We start from the raw sequence: 15,251 nt of genomic DNA, 5'->3' as shown, positions 1-15,251 counted from the left end.
AATGCCATGGCGGTTGGTCGTGGTGTTTTTTATTTTAGCTGCGGCCTTTTGCCGGCCGCCGGCCGGCGCCGAGACCGTCCGGGTGGGGATCTACCAGAACCCTCCCAAGGTCTTCTGGAACGGGAGGGGAAAACCCCAGGGGATATTTGTTGACATAATGAACCAGATCGCCAGGAATGAGGGGTGGACGATCGAGTATGCACCGGGCACCTGGAGCCAGAACCTGGAAAGGCTGGAGAAGGGCGAACTTGACCTGGTGTTGGATGTCACATATTCACAAGACAGGGCCGAAAAATTCTCTTTCAATAAAATTTCGGTGATAGAATCCTGGCTGCAGGCCTTTGCCGGCAAGGGTGTCAAGCTGGAGAGCGCCAAGGATCTTGACGGAAAAAGGATAGCGGTGCTTAAAGGGGCGATCCAGGAGGAATACCTGCCCCAGGAGATCAAGGGGCTGTTGAATATCGATTTTACGCTGCTGCCCTGCCCCGATTATTCCGGCACCGTGGAGGCCCTGCGAAAGGGCCAGGCCGACGTCATTATCGCCAGCCGGTTCTTTTATTTTTCCGATCTGCGGGGCAAGGATATTCTGCCCACCTCGGTAATGTTCCGGCCGGAGCTGGTTTATTTTGCCTTTCCCAAGGGCCGGGACGATCCGATCGTCAACCGCATCGACCGCAACCTTTCCGGCATGAAGAACGACCCCGGTTCGGTATACTACAGGTCTCTTGACAAATGGCTGGGAGAACGGCCCCGTGTTATTATTCCCCGCTATGTGAAATGGGTTTTGGGGGCCTTGATCGGAGGGCTGGCATTAATGGCCATCTTCGGCCTTGTGCTGAGAAGCCAGGTAAAGGCCAGGACCGCGGAAATTTTGCAGTACAGCCAGGAACTCAAGGAATCGTCTGTCCTGCTGGGGGCGGTGTTTGACGTCATCCCCGATATACTGGGAATCCAGGATGCAGCGCATGGGGTGGAAAAATACAACCGGGCCGGCTATGAATTTTTGAAATGCTCTCATATCGACATCAAGGGAAAGAGGTGTTTTCAGCTTATCAACCGCGAAAAGCCCTGCGATAATTGCGCCACGGCCATAGCCATAGATACAAAAAAACCCGCCCGGGTGGAGAAATATTTTGAGAACCTGGGGGTATGGATCGACGCCCGTTCCTACCCGGTGCTGGACGAAGGGGGCCAGGTGACCAAGGTGGTGGAGCATTTGAGGGATATCACCGACCAAAAACAGGCCGAACGGGCCCTGCTGGAAAAACACCAAGCTTTGCTGATGCTCAACCAGAGATTGACAGTAGCCGATGAGGAGCTTCAGGCCTCTGACGAGGAGCTCAAGCAGCAACTGGCGGAATTGCAGGCCAGCCGGGATGCCTTGCTGGCCTCGGAACAAAGATACCGCAATATATTTGAGAACACCGGCACGGCCATGGCCATCATCGAAAGCGACCTGACCATATCCCTGGCCAATCAAGAGTTCGAGAAGCTCTCCGGCTTTGACCGCAGTCAGATCGAAGGACGGAAGAAGTGGACCGAGTTCGTCTGAAAGCCCGACCTGGAGCGGATGCAGGAATACCACCGGCTGCTCCAAGACGCTAAACAGGGCGCACCCCCCCAGTACGAATTCCGCTTCATCGACCGGATCGGCAAGATAAAGGACATATACCTGACCAGCGACATGGTTCCCGGAACAGAGAAGAGCGTGGTCTCGCTGCTGGATATAACCAAGAGAAAATCGGTAGAACTTCAGATCCGGGCCGCTCTCCGGGAAAAGGAGGTGCTGCTGCGGGAGATATACCACCGGGTGAAGAACAATCTGCAGGTGGTCTCCAGCCTGTTAAGCCTCCAGTCGGGCTATGTCCACGATCCCCGGGACAGGGAGATCTTTTTAGAGAGCCAGAACCGGATACGCTCCATGTCCCTGGTGCACGAGAACCTGTATAAATCCTCCAATCTGGCCAGGATAGACTTCGGCCATTATGCCCGGAACCTGGTAAGCGATTTGATCAGGTCATACGGCATCATCAGCGACCAGATAGTGCTGGTCCTGGATATAAACGACATAGAATTGGGGGTGGATGTGGCCATCCCCTGCGGGCTGATGATAAACGAGATGGTGTCCAACAGTCTTAAGCATGCTTTTAAGGAGCCTCCGCCCGGGGGCAAGAAATGGGAGATAACCGTCCGGCTAAAATTGGAGGACGATATCCTTTACCGCCTGGAGGTGGCCGACAACGGGGCCGGGTTTGCCGATAAATCAGCCCCGCTGTCAGACCCGGCCACCCTGGGGCTGCAGTTGATCACTATTTTGGCCGAGCAGCTTGGCGACAAGGTTGCCGTGCATCAGAAGAAAGGCACCAGGTATGTGGTTGAATTCAGGAAGGTTGCATAGATAAGACAGCCACTGGACAGGGCCTGGAGCAACAGGCCCTGTCTTTATTTATCATTTGCAAAACAGGCCGATAAATGGTATCATTACCGTTTAAATAAACCTCCAAATATCAAGATAAAAGCGATAGGCTCAAGATGGACCAAAAGCTGTCTAAAAAGTGCGCCGATACCCTGAGGATGCTGGCGGTGGATGCGGTGGAAAAAGCCAACTCCGGGCATCCCGGGCTGCCCATGGGGGCGGCCGATTTCAGCTTTGCCCTGTGGCACAATTTCCTGTCCTTCAATCCCGGGGATCCCCAGTGGCCCAACCGGGACCGCTTCATCCTTTCGGCCGGGCACGGCTCCATGCTTTTGTACGGGTTGCTGCATCTTTTCGGGTACGACCTGCCGCTGGAAGAGCTGAAAAGGTTCCGCCAGCTGGACAGCCGGACCCCGGGACATCCCGAACACGGGCATACACCAGGGGTGGAGATAAGCACCGGGCCGCTGGGCCAGGGCTTTGCCAGCGGGGTGGGCATGGCCATCGCCGCCAAAATGGCCGCCCGGAGGTTCAACGATGAAGAGTTCAATATCATAGACCATAAGGTATATGCCCTGGTGTCCGATGGCGATCTGATGGAGGGCATCTCCACCGAGGCGGCCTCCATCGCCGGACACCTTAAGCTGGGCAATCTGATCTGCCTCTATGACGACAACGGCATCACCATCGACGGCAAGACGGATCTATCATTTTCCGAAGACATCAAGGCCAAGTTCAAGGCCCTGGGCTGGGGCGTCCAGACGATTGACGGGCATGATCAGGCCCAGGCGGTCAAGGCTCTAAAATCGGCCGTCAGAGATGCCAAAAGGCCGTCCCTTATCATTGCCAAGACCCATATAGCCTACGGCAGTCCCAACAAGCACGACAGCTCGTCGGCCCACGGCTCGCCGCTGGGAGCCCAGGAAGCGCTGGCCACCAGAAAAAACCTGGGCTGGCCGGAGGAGACATTTTACGTACCGGCCGATGTCCGACAGGCCTGCGATGCCAGGGTGAAGAAACTGAAAAGAACATACACCAAGTGGCAGAAGGGATTCAAAGCCTGGAAAAACCGCAATCCACAAAAGACCGAACTGTGGGACGGCATGTGGTCAAAGCGCCTGCCGGATGATATCGAGGAACAATTGCTGGGGTCTTTATCCGCCGAGGCCGCCGCCACCAGGAGCCATTCCGGCCGGATAATCCAGAAAGCGGCCGAGCTGGTGCCGGCCTTGGTCGGCGGGTCGGCCGACCTGGGGCCATCCACCAACACCGAGATCAAGGGCTCTCCGGCGATAAGCCCGGAAAACTTCGCCGGACGGAATTTCCATTTCGGGATCAGGGAGCACGCCATGGCGGGGGTGATGAACGGACTGGCGCTCTACGGCTGTTTTATCCCGATGGGCTCGACCTTTCTGGTTTTCTCCGATTACTGCCGGCCATCGATACGACTGGCAGCGTTGATGAAGCAGCAGGCCATCTATGTCTTCACCCACGATTCCATCTTGGTGGGCGAGGACGGGCCCACCCATCAGCCGATAGAACAGGTTTCGGCCTTAAGACTGATCCCCAACCTGAAAGTGATCCGCCCGGCCGACGGCCCGGAGACGGCCCTGGCCTGGGCCGCGGCCCTTAAAAATACCGGCGGTCCCACCGCCCTGATCCTGACCCGGCAGAAACTGCCGGTCCTGCCCCGCCTGAGCATCGATGCCGAACAATTCCGCCGGGGCGGTTATGTGCTTGAGACATTGGGGCACACACCGGAGATCTGCATTATGGCCTCGGGATCCGAGGTCTGGCTGGCCCTGTCGGCCGCCCAGTCCCTGCAAAAAGATGGTCTGTCCGCCGCGGTGGTGTCCCTGCCCTGCCTGGAAGATTTTTTAAGACAGCCGGAGGATTACCGGGATTCGGTGGTTCCCCCTCGGGCGGTAAAGGTGGCCATCGAGGCCGGCAGGGGGGCGTTATGGCGGGGCCTGCTGGGCCGGGACGGCCTGTTCATCGGCCTGGAGGATTTCGGAGCCTCGGCACCGGAATCGGACCTGGCGGAGAAATTCGGGCTTACTTCGGATCGGGCGGCAAAAAGGATAGCCGATCACCTCAACCAGCTGGGAAAATAAGGAAGGGGCAAGCTGTTTTTTACAGCCGGAATTATTGACAAAGCCAGGTTTAATGATTATATTTATTCGGTCCCAAAATTATCAGGGAAAGATAGCCGGGCCGATTTTCCTCCAAAGCATTGTAAGGAGCCGGTTTAGTGGAGTTAAAGAAAAACAGCGGTCTGTACAGAAAATTGAAGGCCAGGCTTAAGGAGCTGATCACTCAGGGCAGCTATTACAAACAGTTGTCCGATGAGAATTTTGACAAGTATGTCCGGGCCATGGCCGATTTCGACAACTATCGCAAGAGGGTGGCCAAGGAATATCTGGAGAAGGAGGCCGAAGCCAACCGCAACATAATTGCCAAGCTTCTGCCGGTGCTGGACAATTTCGACCGGGCCATAGAGGCATCACGGAGCGGGGCCGAGAACGACGAAGCCTTGAGATCGTTCCACCAGGGGGTCCAGATGATAGACCAGCAGATCCACAAGATCCTGGAGAACGAGGGGCTGAAGCCGTTCAGCAGCAAAGGGGAGGAATTCGACCCGGCCCGGCATGATGCCGTTCTGTCCATCGAGACCGCCGAGCATGAACCCAACCAGGTGCTGGACGAGGTGGAGAAGGGCTTCGTCTTTCGGGGCAAGGTCCTAAGGCATGCCCGGGTGACGGTATCCAAGCGTCCGGGCGGGGAGCCGGAGGAGCCGAATGAAGAATATCCGGAGGAGGCGGACCAGAATCAAGAGACCACGGAATAGAATCTTTAGAATCAATTGAAAATCAGGAGAGAATAAATGGGCAAAGTAATCGGGATCGATCTGGGGACCACAAATTCCTGCATAGCGGTGATGGAGGGCGGGAACCCCACGGTAATTCCCAACCAGGAAGGCCTGAGGACCACACCCTCGGTGGTGGGGTTCCTTAAATCGGGCGAGGAGGTGGTGGGCCAGGCGGCCAAACGCCAGGCCATCACCAACCCCGAGAATACGGTATATTCGGTCAAGCGCTTCATGGGCCGGCGCCACGGCGAGGTCGGTTCGGAGATGAAGCTGGTGCCCTACAAGGTCATCGAAGGGCCCCACGGAGACGCCCGGGTCAAGGTCAACGAAAGCGTTTTTTCGCCGCCGGAGATAGCCGCCAAGATATTGCGCTACCTCAAGGAGGCGGCCGAGGCCTATCTGGGCGAGAAGGTCACCCAGGCGGTGATCACCGTTCCGGCCTACTTCAACGACGCCCAGCGCCAGGCCACCAAGGATGCCGGGCAGGTGGCCGGGCTGGAAGTGCTGCGGATCATCAACGAACCCACCGCCGCCGCGCTGTCCTACGGGCTGGACAAGGGCAAATCGCACAAGATCGCGGTCTACGATCTGGGCGGCGGGACCTTTGATATCTCCATCCTGGAGCTGGGCGAGGGGGTCTTCGAGGTGCGCTCCACCAACGGCGACACCCACCTGGGGGGCGACGACTTCGACCAGAAGATCATCGACTGGATGGCCGAGGAATTCCAGAAAACCAACGGCATCGACCTGCGCAAGGACAAGATGGCCCTGCAGCGCCTGAAGGAGGCGGCCGAGAAGGCCAAGTGCGAGCTGTCCTCCACCATGCAGACCAACATCAACCTGCCGTTCATCACCGCCGACGCCTCCGGGGCCAAGCACCTGGATCTGACCCTGACCCGGGCCAAGATGGAACAGCTGGTGGATGACCTGGTGCAGAGGACCATCGGCCCCTGCCGCCGAGCCCTGGACGACGCCGGCCTGAAGCTTACCGAGATCGACGAAGTGGTGATGGTGGGCGGCATGACCCGGATGCCCAAGGTCCAGGAGATGGTAAAGCAGTTCTTCGGCCGGGAGCCCCACCGCGGCGTCAATCCCGACGAGGTGGTGGCCATCGGCGCCGCCATCCAGGCCGGGGTGCTGGTGGGCGAGGTCAAGGATGTCCTGTTACTGGACGTGACCCCGCTGTCGCTGGGCATCGAGACCCTGGGCGGGGTGATGACCCGTCTGATCGAGCGCAACACCACCATCCCCACCCGCAAGAGCCAGGTTTTCTCCACCGCGGCCGACAACCAGCCGGCGGTCTCCATCCACGTGATGCAGGGCGAGCGGGAGATGGCGGTGGACAACCGGACGCTGGCCAGGTTCGACTTGGTGGGCATCCCGCCGGCCCCCCGCGGCATACCGCAGATAGAGGTCACCTTCGACATAGACGCCAACGGCATCCTGCACGTTTCGGCCAAGGACCTGGGGACCGGAAAGGCCCAGAGCATCAAGATCACCGCTTCCTCCGGCCTGAGCAAAGATGAGATCGACAAGATGGCCAAGGACGCCGAGGCCCACGCCGACGAGGACCGCAAGAAGCGCAGCGATATCGAGGTCAGGAACAATGCCGACGCCATGGTCTACCAGACCGAGAAGACCCTCAAGGAGTACGGCTCGCAGGTCTCTTCCGAGGACCGCAAGGCCATTGACGACGCCATGGGCAAGCTGAGGATAGCCCTGGGCAAGGACAATACCGAGGCCATCAAGGATGCCTCCGACGAGCTGGCGGCGGCCGCCCGGAAGATAGGCGAGGCGGTTTACGCCAAGGCCGGACAGCAGACCCAAGCCGGTCCGGAGACGGGCGGAGGTCAACAGCCCGGACAAGGCGAGGCGCCCAAACCGGAAGGACCGGAGGAAGCCGATTATAAGGTCGTTGACGAAGATAAGAAATAAATTTTCGTGAACGGCAAAAGGGGAGAAGGTAAATACTTCTCCCCTATTTGTGCTTTTATATGGGGGTAATGGAACACGGATCCGCACGGATATTTCGGATTTCTTTGGGTCATTGCGTGATGACAGCGTTGGATTTGCTAACGAAGCAATCCAAATTGTCATTCCTGTGAAGACAGGAATCAATGCCCTTTGACCACCAAGGCACGAAGACCCCAAGGATTTCTGTCATCGCCAGAAGACCATGAAGCCTGGCAAACGAAGCGATCCAGAAGTTGACCTCACCCCAACCCTCTCCAAATAAATTTGGAGAGGGAGAAAGTTGTTTTGGAGGATTGATGAGAAAAATCATCGCTTTTATTTTGGTAATATTTTCCGGATTCGTATTCTTCCAATGCGGGCCAAGGCAAGCAACTCAAACAACCCAGCAAAAACAAACACCGGAAAAAACAGCAAAATATTTACTGGATACTGTAATTACCAAACAGATTCCACTGACTGTTGATGGCGACTGGGCGACAATCAATTACCATCTGAAAGTGATAGATTGGAAGAAACCTGTTGAATGGACTTATGAATTTATTAAAGGTAAAGATACTTTGTTTGCAGTTATTTCAAATGAAGTCGAGATAGATACTTTTTTTAATGATAAAAGTTATATAGCAGGATTTGTTGATGATACTTTAGATTATTTGCGTGCTAAGAAATTTTGGTATTTAACACGCATTGCAGAATATCTTTGTGACACAATTGAAGTATCTAACAAAAGAACAAGAGTAGATTGGAAACGTTTGCGCAATGGTGTTATGAAAACGGAAACAATTGATTTAAAAGAGATAACAATTGATTATGATTCACTTTGGTCATTTTATAGCAACAAACCGATAATAGGCTATTCTTTTTTTGCAGGAAAGCCCATACAAGCAGATCCTGGTTTGTGGACATATTATCCGAAAATAAATCAATTCGTTTGCATTTATGCACCATAAAATTTTACTAAGCATAACTAAACTATGACCCCCACCAAACGCGACTATTACGAAATACTGGGCGTTCCCAAGAGCGCTGATGAGAGCCAGGTCAAGCAGGCCTACCGGGCCTTGGCCAAGAAGCACCATCCCGATATGAACCGGGAGGACCCCAAGGCGGCCGAGGAGAAGTTCAAGGAGCTGTCCGAGGCCTACGAGGTGCTGATGGACAAGAAGAAGCGGGCCAACTACGACCAGTTCGGCCATGCCGGGGTGGATCCCAGCTTCGGGGCCGGCGGCTTCGACTTCCGCCGCGACTTCACCCACAGCGATGACATCCAGGATATATTCGGCTCAATGTTCGGCGGTGGTGGGGGTGGATCCATCTTCGACATGCTGTTCGGCGGCGGGATGGGCGGGTCCACCCGCACCCGGGGCGGCCGGCAGGTGCGACGGGGCGGCGACCTGAATGTCCGTCTGTCCCTGACCCTGGAGGAGATCGCCACCGGGGTGGAGAAGACCATTCAGCTGAAGAGATTCGAGAGCTGTTCCGAGTGCCACGGCGAGGGGGCCAAGTCCGGGGCCGACATCAAGGAGTGCCCGGCCTGCAAAGGGGCGGGCGAGGTGCGGCAGGTGTCGCGCTCCATGTTCGGGCAGTTCATCAACGTGGGAGCCTGTCCGCAGTGCGGCGGCGAGGGCAAGATCATCAGCAATCCCTGCCCCTCCTGCAAGGGCGAGGGCCGGGTCAAGAAGGAAGCCACCATCAGGGTCAAGGTTCCGGCCGGGGTGTCCAACGGCAATTACATCCCCCTGCGCAGCCAGGGCAACATCGGGCCCAAGCTGGGCCCGGCCGGAGACATCCTGGTCTACATCGAAGAAAAGGAGCATCCGCTGTTCCACCGCCACGGCGACGACCTGGTACTGGCCCTGCCCATCTCCTACGCCCAGGCCGCCCTGGGGGCCAAGGTGACGGTGCCGATGCTGTCCGGCAGGGCCGAGCTGTCCATTCCCTCGGGCACCAGATCCGGCAAGATATTCCGGATGCGGGGCAAGGGCCTGCCGCGATTGAATTCCAGCGGCAGCGGCGACCAGCTGATCCGAGTGGAGATATACATTCCCAATAAGCTTTCCTCCGAGGAGAAGAAACTGCTGAAGCAGCTGGGCGAGGTTCAGAACGGCAGGGTGCCCAGCCCGCACAAGGTGGATCTGAGTCAGTTTGAGGAATAAAAATTTTGCTTTCTGTTCTTTCTTGTCGCCAAGAAAGAACCAAAGAAGCGCCGGGGGCTTTGGAACTAACATCATCAAATTGCTTTTTGGATTATATAATTTAGCAATATCAATATATGCGCTTATTGTCCCTGGTGTCAAGCCGTCAAAGCCCCCGGACCCCCAAGGGACCTAAACTTAAAAGTTATATAACAAAGTGGATGAACTTCATCAAAAATAGATTGCCTCGTTAGAAATCCGTAATTATCGTCTAGCAATGACATTGGATAAACAAATCATGTTCGGTAAAATATATGTTTGAATTTTTTTATGTTCCGCCGTCCTCCATCGATGCCCGGCAGATAGTGATCACCGGGGAGGAGGCCCGGCATATCTCCAAAGCCCTGCGCCACAAGAAGGGCGAACAGATCACGGTGGTCGACGGGCAGGGCGGGGAATACGAGTGCACCATCGCGGCCATCTCCGACGGAGCCGTTACGGCCAACATCTTCAACCGGAGGCGCAAGAGCAACGAGACCATCAAGCAGGTAAGCCTGGCCCAGGCGGTGCCCAAAGGGCAGCGGATGGACTTTGTCATCGAGAAGGGCACCGAGATCGGCCTGCATGCCATCATCCCGCTGATCACCGAGAATTCGGTGGTCAAGCCGGCCGACGACAAGCCGGGCTTCAGCCTGCCGCAGTTGGACGACGATTCCGGGGGCGGCAAGGCCGCCCGCTGGCAGAGGATCGCCATCGCCGCCATGAAGCAGTCCCTGCGCTCGGTGCTGCCGGCCATCGGCGAGCCGGCGGATCTCAAGAAACTGTCCGAGACCTTCGTCAACTACGATCTGCTGTTGATGGCCGACGAGGAGGAGAAAAAAGTGAACCTGGCCGACGTCTTCGCCGGACTGCCGGAGAACAGGGATATCCGCAAAGTACTGTGCCTGGTGGGGCCGGAGGGCGGGTTCTCTGCCAATGAAAAGAGGATCATTGCCGAAGCCAGGGGCCATATCATAACTTTGGGCTCAAGACGCCTGCGGGCGGAGACCGCCGGGCTGGTGCTGTCCACCGTGGTGCTGGACCGGCTGGGGGAGCTGGGGTAGCGACCTCACCCCTGCCCTCTCCTAATAAATTAGGAGAGGGAGATCGAGTTTTGTCACACTGAGGAAACGATCATGAGCGGCAGGTTGAAGTGTGGCATAAAATAATCCGTTCAATGTGATCTTCGTTGGATAACAAAGAAAATTTCTAAGACAGGAAAGATATGAACTGGATAGACATCATCATCCTGATCCTGCTGGCCCTGGCGGTGGGGATCGGCTTCAAGAAGGGCCTGGTGCAGGAGATCGTGGGCATCCTCGCCTTGGTCGTCGCGTTCTTCTTGGCCTTAAAACTGCACCCGGCCGCGGCCGGCGGCCTGCAGAAGATGTTCAAGGGGATACCGCCGCACCTGGCGCCGACCATCGGATTCGTGGTGATGTTCCTGGCAGCCTTCTTGGCCATCACCATCGCGGGCTGGCTGCTGTCCAAGATCATAAAAGCCACTCCGCTGGATTTTGCCGACAAGATAGGCGGCATGGCTATCGGGCTGGTCAAGGGGGCGCTGATAATATCGGTGATCCTGTTGCTGCTGGCCCTGGCGCCGCTGCCCAGGGAATTCAACCACAAGCTGGACCGTTCGGGGATGATCCGCTCCATCCGCAAGGTGGCGCCGTGGGTGTATGAAAAGACCAAGGGGCTGTGGCCCAAGGCCCAGGAGTTCTACCAGGAATGGCAGAAGACCCCGGAGCCGAAGAAGGTGGAGCAGGTGATTTAAAAATCAAAAATAAAAGGGCAAATATAAAAAATGGATAAAAGGCAACAAAGGGAGGAGTTCAGGAAAAGGATTAAGAGATTTGTGCTTGATGTTATTGCATTCGTGGACGATCTTCCCAAAACACAATCATGTAAAATCATAGGAAATCAATTGTTGCGAAGCGGGACCAGCATAGGGGCAAATCATTTCGAAGCGATTGCCGCAAGTTCGAAAAAGGATTTTATAAATTTCTTCGGCTACTCGCTGAAGTCCGCCAACGAGACCAGCTTTTGGCTGGATATACTTATCGATTCGAATAAATGCGATAAAGCTGCCGGGGAAAGACTTTTGAAAGAGGCTAAGGAAATCGCCAATATTCTGGCCGCCAGCATAATCACCATGAAAGGCAAACAGTAGTTTTTATATTTTATATTTGGTATTTTATTTTTTATGAACGCCCATAGTTTAAAAATATTAGAATTCAACTTTGTTCTGGAGGCCCTGGCCCGCAAGACCGGAACGCCCTATGGCCGGGCCGAGGCTTTGGTCATAACCCCGTCCACCTCCCCAGCGGTGATCGCCGAACAGCAGGCCGTCACCGCCGAGGCCAGGAAGATGCTGGAGGCCGGGATCGGGCTGGATTTCGGGAATGTTCAGGACATCCGCCCGGCCCTGGGCGCCCTGGCGGCCGAGGGGGCCATCATCGAGCCGTTGGAGCTGCTGCAGCTGGGGCGCCATCTGGAGGTGGCCCGCCGGATCAAGTCCACCCTGAGCCTGCGCAAGGAGGATTACCCGCTTTTAGACGCTCTGGCCTCAGGCTTCCGGGCCTACAAGGTGCTGGAGGATCGGATCACCAGATCCATCGAGCCGGACGGGCGGGTGGCCGACCGGGCCAGCGACACCCTGTACCACCTGCGGCGCGACCAGGAGGCCCTGCGGGTCAGGATCTATGACAAGCTGGAAAGTATCATGAACGCCTCCTCCGGCTCCATCCAGGAATCGGTGGTCACCATTCGGGAGGGGCGCTATGTGATCCCGGTCAAATCCGATGCCAAATCGCAGGTCAAGGGCATCGTCCACGACACCTCATCATCCGGTGCCACGGTGTTCGTCGAACCGTTGGTGTCCGTTGAACTGAACAACAAGATGCGGCAGGTGATCCTGGCCGAAAAGCGCGAGGTGGAGAGGATCCTGCAGGAATTCTCCAAAGAAATATTGGACGAGATCGAACCCATCCAGCAGAACCTGGAACTGATATCGCAGTTCGACCTGATAATCGCCAAGGCCCGCCTGGCTTCAGAATGGCAGTGCTCCCAGGCCCTGCGTTCGCAGGGAAACTACCTGAAGGTGGCTGCCGCCCGGCACCCGGCCCTGGAAAGTCCGGTGCCGCTGGACATGGAGCTGGGCGACGGCAAGCTGACCATGGTGATCACCGGGCCCAACACCGGCGGCAAGACGGTGGTGCTGAAAACGGTCGGCCTGCTGGTGCTGATGAACCAGTCCGGCCTGCAGGTCCCGGCCGCAGAGGGCAGCGCTTTGCCGGTATTCGACGAGGTGTTCGCCGACATCGGCGACGAGCAGTCCATCTCCCAGTCGCTGTCCACCTTCTCCTCGCACATGCGGCAGATAGGCAATATCGTCCGGGAGGCCGGAGAGCGATCGCTGGTATTGCTGGACGAGATCGGGGCCGGCACCGAGCCCTCCGAGGGATCGTCGCTGGCCATCGCCATCCTGTCGGACCTGACCGACAAGGGCTGCCTGACCCTCTCCACCACCCATTACGGGGCGCTGAAGAGCTTCGTCCAGAGCCGGGAGGGGATGATCAACGCCGCCATGGAATTCGACCGCCAGGCATTGAAGCCCACCTACCGCCTGATGATGGGCCTGCCCGGCGCCAGCTACGGGCTGGAGATAGCCTCGCGGTTGGGCCTGCCGGAGAGCATCGTGGCCGAGGCCCGGACCAGGCTGGACTCCAAGTCCATCAAACTGGAGGAGCTGATCTCCGACATCGAGGATACCAAGCGTCGGATGGAACAGCGGGAGCGGGAGGCGGCCGACGAACTGGACGCCGCCAGGAAAATGTCACAGGAATACCAGTCCAAGATACAGGGGCTGAAGGACGAGCTCAAGGAGCTTAAACAGCAGGCCAAGCAGGAGGCCAGGGATATTCTGGCCCAGGCCCGCAGCGCCTCGGAGATGGCGGTGGCCGGCATCAAAAAAGAACAGGCATCCAAGGACAGCATCAAGCAGGCCCGCAATATTCTAAGCGACACCGAGGCCCGGCTGGATCTGGGATCCTCCGCCGAGGCCGGGGACAAGGACGACCACCTGGCCATAAAGGAGCCTTTGGAGATGGGCCAGACGGTATACGTGCCCTCTGTTCAAAAAGAGGGCGAAGTGGTGGCCCTGCCCGATTCCGGGGGCAAGGTCAAGGTTCAGGTGGGCGGCATCCGGATGACCCTGAAGAGCGGCCAGCTGAGGTCCCTGCAACGGGGCAGGGAGGAAAGTTCGGGATCGGTAAAAATGTCGCTGGAAGAGGAGAGGCATTTCAATTCCGAGCTGCACCTGCTGGGAATGCGGGCCGAGGAATCGCTGGAACTGGTGGACCGCTATCTTGACGAGGCGGTGCTGCTGGGGATAAATTCGGTCAGGATCGTGCACGGCAAGGGCGCCGGGGTGCTGCGCCAGGTGGTCAAGGAGGCGCTGACCAAGGATCCCCGGGTGAGATCCTTCCGGCTGGGGGAGTGGAACGAGGGCCAGGACGGGGTGACGGTGGTGGAACTTAGATGAAAAACAGATGTTGTGAAGCGGAGAATCTAGGCGGAAATAAAAAGTTGTTTTAGATCCGTGTTTATCCGTGTCCAAAAATATTAAATCATCCGCATTTATCACGATAGTTAAATACCAAGATAGAAAACCTAATCGAAGGCAGCTATGCCGGTACAGATCAAAGAGGTCGCAACCAAGGCGGACCTGAAAAAATTCATAGAATTTCCCTTCTCCATCTACCAAGGCAACCGGAACTGGATCCCCCCCCTGCTGATGGACGAGTATCACACCCTCCGCCAGGAGAAGAATCCCGCCTTCGAATATTGCGACGCCAAATTCTGGCTGGCCTACAAGGACGGACAACTGGCCGGGCGGATCGCCGGGATAGTCAACCACCGCTACATCGAAAAATGGGGCAACAAGTATGCCCGTTTCGGCTGGGTGGATTTTATCGATGACGCTGAGGTGGTCCGGGCTCTTTTCAGCACCGCCGAGCAGTGGGCCAAAGAACAGGGAATGGCCGGCATCCACGGACCGCTGGGCTTCACCGACATGGACCACGAGGGCATGCTGGTGGAGGGTTTCGACGAGCTGGGCACCCTGGCGGCCATCTACAACCACCCCTATTATCCCCGGCAGCTGGAAAAACTGGGATACGTCAAGGACGTGGATTGGGTGGAGTTCGAGGTCAAGGTTCCCAAAGAGATACCCGAGAAGGCCGACCGCATAGCCAAGATCGTGATGCAGAAAGCCGGGGTCAAAGTTTTAAACGCTAAAAAAGCCAAGGATCTGCTGCCCTATGCCCATGAGATGTTCGAGGTATTGAACAGCGCCTTTGCCCCCATCTATGCCTTCGTCCCCCTGAACGAGAAACAGATCGCCATGTACATCAAGCAGTATTTTTCGTTCATCATGCCGGATTATACCAAGATCCTGCTTGACTCAAGCAATAAAGTAGCCGGATTCGTGATCGGCATGCCATCATTGTCAAAAGCCCTGCAAAAGGCCAAGGGACGGCTGTTCCCCTTCGGGTTCATCCATCTGCTCAAAGCGGTCAGCAAAAAGAACAAACAGATCGATCTTTATCTGGGCGCCATAAGGCCAGATCTGCAGGGCAAGGGGGCCGACGCCCTGCTGATGACCGAGATGTGCCGCTCGGCCATGAAGAACGGGGTGATCTCGGCCGAGACCAACATCGAGTTGGAGGAGAACGTCAAGGTGCAGAGCCACTGGAAGTATTTCGAATCCCGGCAGCACAAGCGGAGAAGGTGTTATATCAAGAAATGGTGATTTGAA

At 56.6% G+C, this 15,251-nt stretch carries 12 protein-coding genes; all 12 read left to right on the top strand.

The features are described from left to right. Position 1 precedes the first annotated feature (1 nt). The 12 genes from A2273_02520 to A2273_02465 all read left to right on the top strand — a co-directional run bounded on the left by A2273_02520 (position 2) and on the right by A2273_02465 (position 15,245). Positions 2–1,552 (top strand): hypothetical protein, encoded by a 1,551-nt coding sequence (locus tag A2273_02520; GenBank protein ID OGF07364.1) that lies wholly within the window; start codon positions 2–4, stop codon positions 1,550–1,552. 18 nt (positions 1,553–1,570) lie between these two features. Further along, entirely contained in the window at positions 1,571–2,398 is an 828-nt protein-coding gene (locus A2273_02515; GenBank protein OGF07363.1) for a hypothetical protein, read from the top strand. Between the two features lie 134 nt (positions 2,399–2,532). Beyond that, positions 2,533–4,530: a transketolase gene (locus tag A2273_02510; GenBank protein ID OGF07362.1), complete on the top strand. Its 1,998-nt coding sequence runs from the start codon at positions 2,533–2,535 to the stop codon at positions 4,528–4,530. A gap of 137 nt (positions 4,531–4,667) precedes the next feature. After that, a complete protein-coding gene (locus A2273_02505) occupies positions 4,668–5,264 on the top strand; it encodes a nucleotide exchange factor GrpE (protein OGF07361.1) in 597 nt (198 codons plus the stop codon). A 36-nt stretch (positions 5,265–5,300) separates the two neighbouring features. After that, on the top strand, positions 5,301–7,220 hold the full coding sequence (locus A2273_02500; GenBank protein OGF07360.1) for a molecular chaperone DnaK: 1,920 nt from the start codon (positions 5,301–5,303) through the stop codon (positions 7,218–7,220). A gap of 335 nt (positions 7,221–7,555) precedes the next feature. Beyond that, positions 7,556–8,206, top strand: a complete 651-nt coding sequence (locus tag A2273_02495; GenBank protein ID OGF07359.1) for a hypothetical protein — start codon at positions 7,556–7,558, stop codon at positions 8,204–8,206. 24 nt (positions 8,207–8,230) lie between these two features. Then, on the top strand, positions 8,231–9,412 hold the full coding sequence (locus A2273_02490) for a molecular chaperone DnaJ (protein ID OGF07358.1): 1,182 nt from the start codon (positions 8,231–8,233) through the stop codon (positions 9,410–9,412). Between the two features lie 293 nt (positions 9,413–9,705). Beyond that, positions 9,706–10,494 (top strand): hypothetical protein, encoded by a 789-nt coding sequence (locus tag A2273_02485; protein ID OGF07357.1) that lies wholly within the window; start codon positions 9,706–9,708, stop codon positions 10,492–10,494. 161 nt (positions 10,495–10,655) lie between these two features. Beyond that, the gene (locus A2273_02480; protein OGF07356.1) at positions 10,656–11,207 is read left to right on the top strand and encodes a hypothetical protein; all 552 of its coding nucleotides are present in this window, start codon (positions 10,656–10,658) and stop codon (positions 11,205–11,207) included. A gap of 30 nt (positions 11,208–11,237) precedes the next feature. Continuing rightward, positions 11,238–11,603: a hypothetical protein gene (locus tag A2273_02475; GenBank protein OGF07355.1), complete on the top strand. Its 366-nt coding sequence runs from the start codon at positions 11,238–11,240 to the stop codon at positions 11,601–11,603. Positions 11,604–11,636: 33 nt separating this feature from the next. Continuing rightward, on the top strand, positions 11,637–13,976 hold the full coding sequence (locus A2273_02470; GenBank protein OGF07354.1) for a hypothetical protein: 2,340 nt from the start codon (positions 11,637–11,639) through the stop codon (positions 13,974–13,976). Positions 13,977–14,120: 144 nt separating this feature from the next. Further along, positions 14,121–15,245, top strand: coding sequence for a hypothetical protein (locus tag A2273_02465; GenBank protein ID OGF07353.1), 1,125 nt, complete (start codon positions 14,121–14,123; stop codon positions 15,243–15,245). Positions 15,246–15,251: the final 6 nt, after the last annotated feature.

It is taken from the genome of Candidatus Edwardsbacteria bacterium RifOxyA12_full_54_48 (assembly GCA_001777915.1).
In the GTDB taxonomy this organism is placed as follows: Bacteria; Edwardsbacteria; AC1; order AC1; family EtOH8; genus UBA2226.
Note: the sequence above shows the minus strand (reverse complement) of the source record. Positions and strands in the feature narration are given on the sequence as shown.

Excerpts from the sequence above, each read along its gene's own strand:
- A2273_02465 (OGF07353.1), top strand. The coding sequence starts at position 14,121 with ATGCCGGTACAGATCAAAGAGGTCGCAACCAAGGCGGACCTGAAAAAA.
- A2273_02495 (OGF07359.1), top strand. The coding sequence starts at position 7,556 with ATGAGAAAAATCATCGCTTTTATTTTGGTAATATTTTCCGGATTCGTA.
- A2273_02485 (OGF07357.1), top strand. The coding sequence starts at position 9,706 with ATGTTTGAATTTTTTTATGTTCCGCCGTCCTCCATCGATGCCCGGCAG.
- A2273_02520 (OGF07364.1), top strand. The coding sequence starts at position 2 with ATGCCATGGCGGTTGGTCGTGGTGTTTTTTATTTTAGCTGCGGCCTTT.
- A2273_02515 (OGF07363.1), top strand. The coding sequence starts at position 1,571 with ATGCAGGAATACCACCGGCTGCTCCAAGACGCTAAACAGGGCGCACCC.
- A2273_02500 (OGF07360.1), top strand. The coding sequence starts at position 5,301 with ATGGGCAAAGTAATCGGGATCGATCTGGGGACCACAAATTCCTGCATA.
- A2273_02475 (OGF07355.1), top strand. The coding sequence starts at position 11,238 with ATGGATAAAAGGCAACAAAGGGAGGAGTTCAGGAAAAGGATTAAGAGA.
- A2273_02470 (OGF07354.1), top strand. The coding sequence starts at position 11,637 with ATGAACGCCCATAGTTTAAAAATATTAGAATTCAACTTTGTTCTGGAG.
- A2273_02490 (OGF07358.1), top strand. The coding sequence starts at position 8,231 with ATGACCCCCACCAAACGCGACTATTACGAAATACTGGGCGTTCCCAAG.
- A2273_02480 (OGF07356.1), top strand. The coding sequence starts at position 10,656 with ATGAACTGGATAGACATCATCATCCTGATCCTGCTGGCCCTGGCGGTG.
- A2273_02510 (OGF07362.1), top strand. The coding sequence starts at position 2,533 with ATGGACCAAAAGCTGTCTAAAAAGTGCGCCGATACCCTGAGGATGCTG.